General features: G+C 34.7%; 10 protein-coding genes, 1 tRNA gene and 2 pseudogenes. 5 read left to right on the top strand and 8 right to left on the bottom strand.

Annotation, left to right across the window (positions count from 1 at the left end; genetic code table 11):
• Positions 1–9 precede the first annotated feature (9 nt).
• A complete protein-coding gene (locus tag DMC01_RS02930; RefSeq protein WP_142692800.1) occupies positions 10–1,803 on the top strand; it encodes an aminopeptidase P family protein in 1,794 nt (597 codons plus the stop codon).
• A 209-nt stretch (positions 1,804–2,012) separates the two neighbouring features.
• Here the strand turns inward: DMC01_RS02930 and DMC01_RS02925 are convergent.
• Positions 2,013–2,653: pseudogene (locus DMC01_RS02925) on the bottom strand (IS1595 family transposase).
• 226 nt (positions 2,654–2,879) lie between these two features.
• On the opposite strand from DMC01_RS02925, the gene DMC01_RS15770 reads away from it, so the two are divergent.
• Together DMC01_RS15770 and DMC01_RS16395 are read left to right on the top strand one after the other, a co-directional pair.
• Positions 2,880–3,002 (top strand): hypothetical protein, encoded by a 123-nt coding sequence (locus DMC01_RS15770; RefSeq protein ID WP_282432236.1) that lies wholly within the window; start codon positions 2,880–2,882, stop codon positions 3,000–3,002.
• A gap of 1,129 nt (positions 3,003–4,131) precedes the next feature.
• Positions 4,132–4,219: pseudogene (locus tag DMC01_RS16395) on the top strand (IS1595 family transposase); the annotation flags it as partial.
• A 369-nt stretch (positions 4,220–4,588) separates the two neighbouring features.
• On the opposite strand, the gene DMC01_RS02920 reads toward DMC01_RS16395, so the two are convergent.
• The 7 genes from DMC01_RS02920 to DMC01_RS02890 form a co-directional block, all read right to left on the bottom strand.
• Positions 4,589–5,551, bottom strand: a complete 963-nt coding sequence (locus tag DMC01_RS02920) for a beta-ketoacyl-ACP synthase III (RefSeq protein ID WP_142692799.1) — start codon at positions 5,549–5,551, stop codon at positions 4,589–4,591.
• Between the two features lie 7 nt (positions 5,552–5,558).
• On the bottom strand, positions 5,559–6,545 hold the full coding sequence (plsX, locus tag DMC01_RS02915; RefSeq protein ID WP_142692798.1) for a phosphate acyltransferase PlsX: 987 nt from the start codon (positions 6,543–6,545) through the stop codon (positions 5,559–5,561).
• Between the two features lie 3 nt (positions 6,546–6,548).
• The gene (rpmF, locus tag DMC01_RS02910) at positions 6,549–6,695 is read right to left on the bottom strand and encodes a 50S ribosomal protein L32 (protein ID WP_142692797.1); all 147 of its coding nucleotides are present in this window, start codon (positions 6,693–6,695) and stop codon (positions 6,549–6,551) included.
• A gap of 198 nt (positions 6,696–6,893) precedes the next feature.
• Complete coding sequence (locus DMC01_RS02905) at positions 6,894–7,247, bottom strand: hypothetical protein (protein WP_142692796.1); 354 nt, start codon at positions 7,245–7,247, stop codon at positions 6,894–6,896.
• Between the two features lie 3 nt (positions 7,248–7,250).
• Positions 7,251–7,664: a nucleoside-diphosphate kinase gene (ndk, locus tag DMC01_RS02900; RefSeq protein ID WP_142692795.1), complete on the bottom strand. Its 414-nt coding sequence runs from the start codon at positions 7,662–7,664 to the stop codon at positions 7,251–7,253.
• 198 nt (positions 7,665–7,862) lie between these two features.
• Complete coding sequence (locus DMC01_RS02895) at positions 7,863–8,510, bottom strand: potassium channel family protein (RefSeq protein ID WP_142692794.1); 648 nt, start codon at positions 8,508–8,510, stop codon at positions 7,863–7,865.
• On the bottom strand, positions 8,507–9,850 hold the full coding sequence (locus DMC01_RS02890) for a TrkH family potassium uptake protein (RefSeq protein ID WP_142692793.1): 1,344 nt from the start codon (positions 9,848–9,850) through the stop codon (positions 8,507–8,509). The genes DMC01_RS02895 and DMC01_RS02890 overlap by 4 nt, the downstream gene beginning before the upstream one ends.
• A 733-nt stretch (positions 9,851–10,583) precedes the next feature.
• Between DMC01_RS02890 and DMC01_RS02885 the strand changes: the two genes are divergently transcribed.
• Positions 10,584–10,659, top strand: a tRNA-Phe gene (locus tag DMC01_RS02885).
• 635 nt (positions 10,660–11,294) lie between these two features.
• The gene (locus tag DMC01_RS02880) at positions 11,295–11,543 is read left to right on the top strand and encodes a hypothetical protein (protein ID WP_142692792.1); all 249 of its coding nucleotides are present in this window, start codon (positions 11,295–11,297) and stop codon (positions 11,541–11,543) included.
• The last annotated feature ends 784 nt before the right edge of the window (positions 11,544–12,327 follow it).

Raw genomic sequence — 12,327 nt, 5'->3', positions numbered from 1 at the left:
GGAGGGTTTATGAATATCTATGCCAAAAGGATAAGTAGCTTACAAAAACTTATGAAACAAGAGAACTTAAATGCCTACATAGTGCCAACAGCAGATCCTCATTTTAATGAATATCTGCCCGAGTGCTTTAATGATAGGGTTTTTATAAGTGGCTTTACGGGTTCTGCTGGAACCTTGGTAGTACTTGCAAAATCAGCTCATCTTTTCACAGATGGACGCTATTGGATCCAGGCTGAAAAGGAGCTTTTAGGAAGTAATATAGTGCTTGAAAAACAAAGCTTACAGCATAATTTCATAAGCTTTTTAAGCAAGGTGCTTGAAAATGAAGCCTGTATTGGAGTAAATGATCGCATTCTTTCTATGAGTTTTAACAAAGAGCTTAAAAAGCAGTGCAAAAAAGGTAAGTTTGAGCTTAAATATCTTGATCTAAGCTCTAAGATCATAAGCCCTCGTCCCCCCCTACCTCAAAAGGAGATCTTTGAGCAAAAAATAGCTTATCAAGGAGCTAGGGTGGTGCAAAAATTGCGCAAGATTAGAGCCAAGATGCAAGAAAGCAAGGCAAACTATCATTTCATATCCTCTCTTGATGACATAGCCTATATAACAAATTTAAGAGGGCTTGATATAGACTTTAATCCTGTTTTTTTATCATTTTTGCTTATAGATCAAAGCAAGGCAAGTCTTTTTGTAGCCAAAGATAAGCTTTCAACAAGGCTTATAAATAAGCTTGAACTTCAAGGATTTACTGTGTATAAATACGAGGAAGTAGATCAAATTCTAGCTCAGATCGAAGGAGAAAGTATCTTGCTTGATCCTCAAAAAACAAGCGTTCATTTTGCAAATTTATTAAAAAGCAAGAACAATAAATTAATAAAAGCCACAAACCCAAGCACCCTACTTAAGGCCTGTAAAAACTCAAAGGAGATAAAAAACATCAAAAATGCTATGAAAGCAGATGCTATAGCCCTTTGTCATTTTTTTGCCTGGCTTGAAAAGGCCATTAAAAGAGAGCCTAAGCTAAACGAACTTGACATAGATGCTAGACTTAGTGCCTTTAGAGCAAGGCATCCTCTTTATATTTGCAATTCCTTTTCTACAATAGCAGGCTTTAATGCCAACTCAGCCTTGCCTCATTACAGGGCTACAAAAAACAACTATTCTTACATAAGTAAAAACGGACTTTTGCTCATAGATGCAGGCGCTCAGTATCAAAACGGCACAACAGATCTAACCCGCATAGCACCCATAGGCAGGGTAAGCAGTGCGCAAAAAAAAGATTACACCCTTGTTTTAAAGTCCTTAATCGCTTTAAGCACAGCCACCTTTCCTAAAAACATAGCCTTGCCCTTGCTTGATAGCTTGGCTAGGGTGAATTTGTGGGATTTTAATCTTGATTATATGCACGGTACAGGGCACGGTGTGGGGTATTTTTTAAATGTGCATGAAGCACCCGTTGGCATTTCTTATTTTTCAAAACTAAAAACTCACAACAAGGCAAAAGAGGGTATGATAAGTTCTATTGAGCCAGGAATTTACCGCAAGAACAAATGGGGCATTCGCCTAGAAAATCTTGTTGTCATAGTTGAATCTGAAAAAAAGGAGAGGGAATTTGGAGAGTTTTTGCGTTTTGAAACCCTTAGCCTTTGTCCCTTTGAAAGTCTATTAATAGACTTTTCAATGCTAAATGAGAAAGAAAAAACCTGGCTTAGTCAGTATCATCAAAAGATTTTCAAAACAGTTTCTCCTTATTTGGAAGGCTCGTCCCTAAACTGGCTTAAAAAGAAGATCAAAAAATTTATTTAAGCTGAAATTCACGGTGCTAAATTTAAAACTAGCTTGTTGCTAGGCTTTGTGAATTTAAGCTTGAATTTAAGGATTTAAAATTGAAAAAACTAAGATGCCCTTGAATTTAAAGCCTTGAATTTAAATCACATAAAGACTTTTTGATTTTAAATTATTTTAGCTTTTAATGCAAGAAAAGATTTTGCTTATATTTAATTTAAATTTAAGGCTCAAGATACTCTAATAGGATTTTCTCTTATCAACTTTAATAAAATTTGATAAAAATTTTGTCCTAAATTTTTCGTCTTAATTCTGTTTCCTTTAAGTGAAGGACAAAATTTTCTTTTTTAATGCCACGAAATTTGGCAAGTCGAAACTTCGCAAAGCCCCAGAAATTCTCTATTCTGTTAATGTGATTCGTCCGTTTGCAAACTCGTTTTTGCTGTGCTTTACCCTGTAATGTGCCTTTGCACCGAAATCCACTAAACCATCGTAGGATTTGAAGCTTTCCTATAAATTTCACTTTCTGCCAGCTCTGAAAATTCCTTTATTATGGACTGCAATTCTTTGGCAGAGCAAGTGTTTGAGCGTATAAACGCAACCGTTTCGCTTTGACATACCAAACACAGGTGTCTTTTTTCCAGCTCCACGCCCCCTTTTTCCACGCACACGCCTTGCACCAAAGTAGCTCTCATAGACTTCGATTTCACCGCTCCATTTTCTAAAGAAACTTCGTTTTGCTGATTTTTTCACACTCTTTGGCTATTAAAATGCGAATTTCACGCAAAATTCTATTCACACAAGGACGAGAAATTTTACTTAATTTTGCAATTTTTACTGCTTCAATATCAAGGCAGAAATACTTCAAAATTTCCCTAAATTATATCTGCGAAATTCGGGAACGAATTATATACTTGTTTTTCATTGCTGTAATCATAACTTGAAGCTCCTTTCTTAGAGCTTAAGTTGTCTTGAGCCTAATTTAAATATATATTTAATAATGCCTTTATGAAGATAAATTTAAATGGTGCTTAGAAATTTAGGCAGCTTTAAAACTCTTTTAAAAAAGAATTAATCTTAGATAAAAGATTTGTCATTTGAAGCATTGCGAAGTATCCAAAGCCCCTCATACTCTAAGAAGCGATCTAGCGGATTGGGTAGCCAAAGCAAAAGTATATCTAAATCCTTGTCATATTAAGCAAAACGATCTAGCATTTTAGGAGGTAGCCAAAGCAAAAGTATCTCAATAAAAAAAGAGCTTCTTCCTTGCGACAAGTTTGCAATGACAAAAGCAAAAATTATCATACCAAACGAAGGTATCCTAACTTAAACTAAGTTATAAGATGATGGGCAAGAAGCCTTTGTCAAAGGCTAGGAACTAGTCCTTTAAGTTAGCTTTGAATTTAGAGTTTAAATTTGAATTTAAAGTTAAATTTAAGCTTGAATTTAAAGAAGTTGAAAGCTTTAAATTCAAGCTTGATTTAAGATTAACTTGGCTAATTCTTTTTAAAGCTTAAATTTAAGTTGGTGTTAAAATGTTTGCTTGGGATTGAAAGAGGTTGAAAGGGTTTTAAGGCTTTAAAAAGGGCTTTAAAGCAGTTTTAAGACTAAAAAGTTTGAAAAGAACTTTAAGAGTTTAAAGGCTTTTAAATTAAGTGAAAGCTTGAATTTAAAGAAACTTGAAGGCTTTATGTGGTATTTAAGTTAAGCTTGAAACCAATATAAAACTTAAAATTTAAAATTAAATCTAAGCTTGAATTTAAAAGATTTACAAGCTTGTGAGTTTAGTTGAAAAAAGTTAAAAATGGCTTGAAGGTAAATTCAAAGAAGTTAAAAGAATTTTTAAAGGCTTTAAATAGAGCTTTAAATTTGAAAGCTAAAAAGAAGTTTGAGTATTTTAAGGTTTGAAAGCAACTAAAAGCCTTCATAAGCTTTTAGATTGAATTTAAACAAGTTTTAAAGGCTTTCATTTAGCTAAAATTTAAAGATTTTATTTTAAATGTTAAATTCACAAAGCATTCTTTAATCCTTCATTTAAATTTGGCTATTGATATTTTTAGCTGATATAAGTAGATTTACAAGCTTGGTAAAATAGAACTTGGTATATTTTGTCCCATATTTTTTAGCACAAATTTTAGCAATTATTGGAGTGTTTTTGTGCTAAGCTTTGCCTAAGAAAATCGCCTTTTTGCAAGCTTGTTCGCTCTTGCACAAATAGGATAGTGCAGCAAGCTTTTAACCCTTAAAGAGTGCGAAAAATCAGCAAGATGAGTGGTGAGATTGAAGAGGGTGAGAGTTATTTTTACAAAGTTATTTTTTACAACGCTAGGCTTTCAACTTTGCAAGTAAGGAGTAAAGGCTTATTATTAGGGTAAAACACTCTAAAAATGAGTTTGCATACTCACAAAACCACATAAACGAAATTGTGAATTTTTTTACTTCGCACTCTTTTAACTGTGTAGTAGAAGTTTGCAAAGGCTAGCTTAGCTCAGTTTCATGGCAAGGGAATTTTTCACGCATTTGAAAGAGAGTGAATTTAGATCTAAGATCAAAGTTAAGAATGCAAATTGTATAAATTTTTTTAAAAATGGCTTAGGAAAATCCTAGATCATTTTAGCTAAAAGTATCAATCGCCTTAATCTTTTTGCATTTTTCTTAGGCTTAATCTTTCATCTTGTAAAAATTTTAGAAATACCCTATGAATTTGGCTAAATTTAATAATTTAAACAAGGCTTTAAGATTTTAAAGGACGAGGATTTAGGGGCGTAAGCTCTTGGCTTTATAGGTAGGAGTAAAAATAAAATTACTATGCCTTAAAGTTTTCGCCTCCAAAACGAAGCAGAGCAGAACCCCACACAAAGCCTCCACCAAAGGCATCAAGCAAGATTAGATCACCTTTTTTTAAGCGTCCTTCCTCATAGGCTTCATTCATAGCCATTGGTATGGAGGCTGAGCTTGTGTTGCCGTATTTTTGTATGGTTAAAACGCATTTTTCATCTGGCAATTTTAATCTATCTTGTACTGCTTTGATGATGCGTAAATTTGCCTGATGGGGGATAAAAAGATCTATTTCTTCTGATCTGATCTGATTTTTAGCTAGTATTTCTAAAACGCTATTTTGTAGGGTTTGGACGGCTACCTTAAAGACCTCATTGCCCCTCATCCTCATAGCCAAAGAAGCTGCCTTGCTTGACTCAACCCTTTCTATCTTTAAAAGATCTCCAAAATCCCCATTGCTTCCTGTATGCACATCGATTATGGGGTATTTTTCATCAGCACTGATTACAGCAGCACCAGCTCCATCTCCAAAGAGTATGCAAATGCTTCTATCTGTGTAGTCCATCACAGAGCTTGTCTTTTCAGCACCAACTATGAGGACATTTTTCTTCACCCCACTTTCTACAAGAGATCTTGCTACTTCTAGCAGATAAATAAAGCCAGCACAAGCAGCTGAAAGATCAAAGGCTGTGATGTTTTTAAGCCCTAAATTTGAGGCTATCTTACAGGCTGTTGAGGGCATAGTGAAGTAATCTGGGCTAAGAGTGGCTGTGATTAAAGCATCAATGTCTTTTAGCTCTAAGCCAGCTCTTTGCACGGCTAAAATGGCTGCCTTTGTGCCAAGATCGCTTGATTTTTCGTTTTCAGCAGCCAATCTTCTTTCCTCAATGCCAGTTCTTTTAAAGATCCACTCAGAGCTAGTATCTACCATACTTTCTAGGTCTTTATTGCTTAAAATTCTTTCAGGCACAAAGGCTGCTATGCTCTTCATTGAGGCTTTATTTTTCAAAGGCACTTAACTCGCTTTCTATGATTTGATTTATGTGAGAATTACTAAAATTCAAGGCTTGAAAGATGGCATTTTTTATGGCTCTTGCATCGCTTTTGCCGTGAGAGATGATGACACAACCATTTACGCCAAGTAAGGGCGCTCCTCCGTACTCTTGCCAATCTATGTGCTTTTTAAGCTTTTTAAAACTTGCCTTCATAAGCATGGCCCCGCACATAGAAAGAAAGGAGGATTTTATGAGTTTTTTTAGTATGTCAAATATAGCTGTGGCTGTGCCCTCACAGGCTTTTAAGATGATATTACCACTAAAACCATCACAAACTAGGACATCGATCTTTGCATTAAAAATATCCCTACCCTCAGCATTTCCTACAAAATTTGGCAATTTCTTTAAAAGCTGATGGGTTTCTTTGGTTAGCTCGTTTCCCTTGCCTTCCTCTTCTCCGTTTGAAAGCAAGGCAACTCTTGGCTTTTGGATCTTCATTAGCTCCTTTGCATAAGCCTCGCCCATAATGGCAAATTGAAACAAATACTCGCTCTTGCAGTCTGTATTTGCTCCTACATCCAAAAAAAGCGTCTTGCCTGATACATTTGGCATCAAGGTAGCAATGGCAGGGCGCAAGACACCTTGAAGTCTGCCTAAACGAAGGGTTGCTAAGGACATTGTAGCCCCACTGTGCCCAGCTGAAAGTAGGGCTTGAACCCTTTTTTCTCTTAAAAGCTCAACAGTTTTATAAATGGTGCTTTCTTTATACTTTAAAGCCTCGGTAGCACTTTCTTCCATAGGAAAGATCTCAGTTGCTTCTTCATAGCTTATAAATTTGCGTAAATGATCAGGAATTTGAGGCTCTAAGATCTTGCGAGTGCCAACTAAGATAGCATTAAAGGGTCTTTCTTCAAGAGCTTGAATAAGTCCTTGGATGATTGGCTTTTCGCCAAAGTCCCCACCCATTGCATCTATGGCAATGCTTGTCATTTATTAGTATTCCTTGGTTAATGGATTTACTCTATGAGGCATTTTATAGCTGCCATCTTTGTCTTTTACTGGCCTTGCAAGACTAAGTTTATAATGTGTCCTACGCTTTGCTGCACGAGTTTTACTAAGCCTTCTTTTTGGAACAGCCATTTTTTCTCCTTTATTTTAGCTTATTTAATGACTCTTTTTTGGTGTTAATTTGTGAATTTTTAAAGTCTTGCCACGCATTTGCAAATACAAACATCCACTGGCTCAAAATTACAAGATTAACTATCTTAAAAGAACCTTTTGAATAAAATTTAAAACACAAGATTAATCTTGCTAAGTTAAATTCTATTTAAAAAGTCCCTAGTTTTCACAACTTTTGCAGTAAAAATAGCCACTTAAATAGCTTTCAAGCTCAGCCAAGGCTAGCTCCTTTAAATCAAACTCTTGCTCAAAGCACTCCACCACATCGCTTAACTTGCCCTCTTCGTCTTTAAAAATCCCCTTGCTGATTAAAAGCTCGATCTTTTCATCTATATCAAGCCTCATATCCTTTCCACAAGAATCACAAGGTCTATAAACAAAGCCTTTCATTTGCATTTTAAGTTCTATAAGTAACTCAGTTTTTTTTTGTAAACTTCCTTCAAAATTCACATTTTCAAGCTCTAAACTAAAAGGATAAGGCTTGAAAAATAGTTTTGAAAAAGAAAGTTTCATCTTTTAAGAAAGTTCATCTTCTTTGAAGAAAAACTTGATCTCATTCCTTGCATTTTCTAAGCTGTCGCTTCCATGCACTGCATTAGCATCTATGCTTTCAGCAAAGTCAGCCCTAATGGTGCCAGACTTTGCCTCCTTTGGATTTGTAGCACCCATAAGCTCTCTGTTTTTAAGCACTGCATTTTCGCCTTCAAGCACCAAAACAACAACAGGCCCACTTGTCATAAATTCAACCAAATCTTTAAAAAAGGCTCTGTCCTTATGAATGGCGTAAAAATTTTGTGCCTGATCCTTACTTAGCTTGATCTTCTTCATAGCCACTATGCGAAGCTTGTTGCTTTCAAAACGGTCTATGATCTTGCCTATAACTTGCTTTTTAACCGCATCAGGTTTTATGATAGATAGGGTTCTTTCCAAAATCTTACTCCTTGTGTAATTATATTTTGCATTGAAACTGTAACTTTTAGCTTAAAATTATAAATTCAAGCTATTTTGCTATGAATTTATGAAGTTTACAAAAAACATTAAAAGCATTTTGTTTTAAATTCAATACAGTTTAAAAAAAACTAAAATTAAATTATATCTTTTTTTCTTTAAAAAAGTTTTAATTAAAAATTAATATTTAAATTCTTTCAAGTCCTTGTTTGTCCCTATTAAGATCACATGATCTCCTTTATTTACCAGGGTTGTTTCTAGATCAGGAAACATTAGCCAGTCATTTGAGCTGTTTTTATAAGCAACTATCTTCATATTTTGAGCCACCTGTTTAAGGCTGTATCCTACCAAGCTCTCATCAATGCGAATCTTTACAGCCTTGACAGTATTAGCTGAAAGATCGATGATCTCAAGCTCAGCGTCCATTATAAACTCTTTTGCCAAACGAACCGCACTTTCTCTTTCAGGATAGATTACCTTTGAAGCTCCTAGCTTTGAGAGTATTTGTCCGTGAATTTGAGAGGTAGCCTTAGCAATAACAGTTTCAACCCCTATGTCTTTAAGAGCCATTAGGGTCAAAACGCTTTTTTCAACACTTTCTCCTATGCTAACTATGACAACATCTATATTATGAAAGCCAGCCTCTTTGAGGGCTACTAAATTTGTAGAATCTAAGATATAAGCACAAGATACCTTATCTTGTAAATTTTTAAGCTGCTCCTCGTCTTTATCTGCTATTATAACTGTTTCTCCTGCATTTAATAGCTTTTCAGCCACCACAGAGCCAAATTTACCAAGCCCTATGATGCCATAACTTGCATTTTTCATAAATAAATTCTCCCTTCTGGATATTTAAGGTATTTTTCCTTTTCTTTGATGAATATACTGAGCAAAAAGGCGAAGATGCCTATTCTACCACTTATCATTAAGATTATAATCACAAGTTTTGCCTCCACACCAAACAAAGAACTCAAAGAAAGCACCCCCCCATCCCCAACAGAAAATCCCACAGTAGCAAAGGCTGAGGTGGTTTCAAACAAGAGGGCTAAAAAGTGAAAATCATCCTCCAACAAGGATATAATCAAAACACAAATGGCTAGATAAAACATAGAACCAACCGCTATTACAAAGGCTCTTTTTATGGTATCTTCTGGGATTTCGTGATTAAACACCCTAACTCTGCCGTTTTTAATGACCCAATAAGTATAAATAAGCAAGACAGCAGCCGTTGTTACCTTTATGCCCCCGCTTGTTCCACCAGGTCCTCCTCCTATAATCATAAACAAGGAGCCAAAAAACAAGCTAGCATCCTTAAATCCCCCTAGATCCAAGGAGTTAAAGCCTGAGGTTCTATAATTTATGGCTGTAAAATAAGAACTTAGAATTTTATCCACCAAGGAAAGCTCGCCAAGGCTCTTTTCATTTGAATACTCAAACAAAAAAACCGCTAGGCTAGCAGATATAATCAAAATAACAGTGCTTGATAAAACGAGCTTGGTATGAACGCTAAGACTTGCTAGCTTTTTTGCTTGAAACAAATAAAGCTCAACCAAGACAAAATACCCTATACCTCCTATTATAACAAGGCTTGTTATGATGAAATTCACCCAAAAATCGCCTTTGTATTCCATTATGCCTGTGTCAAAGGTGCTAAAGCCTCCGTTATTAAAGGCTGAGATGGAGTGAAAGAGGCTATGCCAAAGGGCTTCTTCAAGGCTCATATCAAGTATAAAGCGAAAGAAAAAAAGCACAGCTCCTATAAACTCAGCCACAAAAACAAAGATTAGTATCCTTTGTAAAAAGCTAACAACCCCTTCCATATGTGGATAAATGAGGGATTCTTTTAGCATATTTCTTTCATTAAAGCCTATTTTCTTGCGTATAAGCACATAGAAAAAGACCCCAAGCCCCATATAGCCAAGCCCTCCGATTTGTATTAAAAATAAGATTATAGCCTGTCCTGTGAGGCTAAAATCAAGGGCTGTATTTTTGACTATAAGCCCTGTCATACTAATGGCTGAGGTGGCTGTAAATAAGGCGTCTATAAAGCTTAACTCACTCTTACAAACCCCTTCAAGTCTCAGTAAAAACGCACCCAAAAGAGCTATAAGCACATAGCCTAAGAATAAATATCTAACTGTTTTTCTATCAAATTGCGTTTGTCTCAAAAAAACTCCATCTTAGATCAAAAATGGCTTAATTAAACTTAACAGAATTTTATTTGGCTCAATCTAACTTAAGCGGATTTTCTCTTGTTGTCTTTAATTAAGATTTTATACAAAACTTGATCTTGAATTTTTGTATTGTATCTAAATTCTATTTCTTTTAAAGGATAAAAATTTTATTAGCCGTGAATTTGGCAAGTCTAAGCTTTGCAAATTCTCTTATACTCAGAAGTTGCAAGAGTATGAAATAAAAACATAGAACTTTTCTTACAAGCTTTACTTGGACGCTTTTAAGGCACAGCTCTTACCCCTTTTGCTTACAGTTATAAGCGTTGTAAAAAATAACTCTCATTTATTTCAATCTCACCGCTTAGAAAAAACTTGCTTGTTTTTTAAAGAAACTTAGATTGGCTAATCTTTCACAGTTTTTTGCTGTTAAAATGCGAATTTTTTTGAAAATTTTACACAAAGTTTGCCTTGAATTTGACAAGCTTAGAGGGTGTTTGCTTATAAATTAAGTCTTTCTTTAAACATTGCAAGTTAGGCGAAGCAAAAATACTTTTAAATTTCTTTTAATCTGCGAAATTTAAAAACAGATCTTTGTTTTTTATAGCTCTTAACTTAAAAATCCTTTGATTTCAGTTTAATTAAGCCTAGGCATTTTATTGCTAAAAATCTAAAAATCAACTAAAACTTTATTTTACTTTAAAAAAAATAAGCTATAATTTCAATTTATGGTTGGATAGCTCAGTTGGTAGAGCAGCAGACTGAAAATCTGCGTGTCGGCAGTTCGATTCTGCCTCTAACCACCATTCTTAAACTTTTTAAATCTGCTTGAATTTTCAGCCACATTTTGAATTTAGATCTTTTAAAAAGGCATTAAACCTTGTAGCACCCAGCCTTTTGTGGCAAAGAAGCTTAAAATTTACGCAAATGAGTAAATTTTATTTTAAAATTCACAAGAGCTTAGACAAAATTATCATTGCAAAAACATAAATTTTTTTCATCGTTAGTTGGTAAAATCAGTATGATAAGTCATATATTCATCATTTTAAGCTCTCAAAAAACAAAGAAACTCTTTTTCTGAAAAAACTTCTTTTGCCAAAAACATCCTTTGTCAAAGAAGCTTTTTGAGATCTTTTTGCCACGGATGTCCTTGCAATCTACTTGCCCCTTATGCTTAATATGACAATGCCTCTTGTTAAGCGAAGATCAACACCTTAGCTCCCCTTGCGAAGGGGTTTGCAACACAGTGCTTACAAGTTGCTAGGTGGTGGTTTAACAAAACATAAATTACGGACAACAAAACACATAATTTTGTGAATTTTCTAAAAAATTCACAAAATTTGTCAAAAATTCACGCTTTACACATAAAATTATCCTTCTTCTAAATATTTTCAGCAAGAGGTCTTTAAAAGGCAAACCCTCAGCAATACAAAGGGAATCTTTGAAACCGTTACTTGCAAAGGAAGTTTTCAATGCGAAACACTCACAAAAAAAATGCACCGCAAAACTCATAAAGCCCATGGCAAAGACCTCAAAAGATATGGCTATGAATGGGCGAATTTATGGCTTATTAACACGTACAATGGCTATAAAATCTTTATTTGTCATTTTGAGGCAGCGAAGCGACAATGAAGAATCTCAGTCCTCACTTCTCATACTGAGGCTTTGTGCGAAGTATATCGCAATTTAAAAAGAGATTCTTCGATCGCCTCGCCTCCTCAAAATGACAAATTACTTGCTGCGAAAACTCAATATGACAAATTTAGAGATATTTCGCTTTCGCTCAATATGACAAATTTAGAGATATTTCGGCTAAGCCTTAGTATAACAAAAATTCAAAAAAAGATTCTTCGCCTTGTTCTCGCAAGGCTCACAATGACAAATCCTTTTTTGCGCAAACTCGCAATGACAAGGGGGGAAGCTGCGACTTGTTTGCTACCGTTTAGTATGAGAAAACTTAATTTATTTACTATAAGCTAGCATAAGAAAACTTAGTTCCTTGAATTTTTAGTCCCTTAATGAAGATAGCAAGATAAGCATTGCTAAACTAAGACAAAAAGCAAAGAATGTTTAGAGCAAGAGTGCAAAATGTGAATTAAAAAGCATTTAGAGGAAGAAGGCAAAATGCGGATTAAAGGATTAAAGATCACAAAGGCTTGAATTTTTATCTTAATTAAAAAACTTTACCTTCAAAAATGATAAAGAATGATAAAGAATGATAAAGAATGATAAAGAAAGGCTTGAATTTTTATCTTAATTAAAGATCTTTGCTTGAAAGAAGGGCAGAAAAAGGCAAAAAAAGATAAAACTTAAATGCACTTTAAGCACAAATTGGCTATAATTTAAGTTTTGTTAAAATCAACATTTAGCAAAATATGCGAAAATTCACAAAAAGGACAAAAAATGTTAGAAGGCATACTTAGAAAGAGTATCGGCAGAAAGGATGCTAAGTCCTTAAAGCGAGATGGTTATCT

Origin of the sequence: Campylobacter troglodytis (assembly GCF_006864425.1) — a bacterium.
GTDB classification, from domain to species: domain Bacteria; phylum Campylobacterota; class Campylobacteria; order Campylobacterales; family Campylobacteraceae; genus Campylobacter_D; species Campylobacter_D troglodytis.
This window is presented reverse-complemented; position numbering and strand designations above follow the sequence as displayed.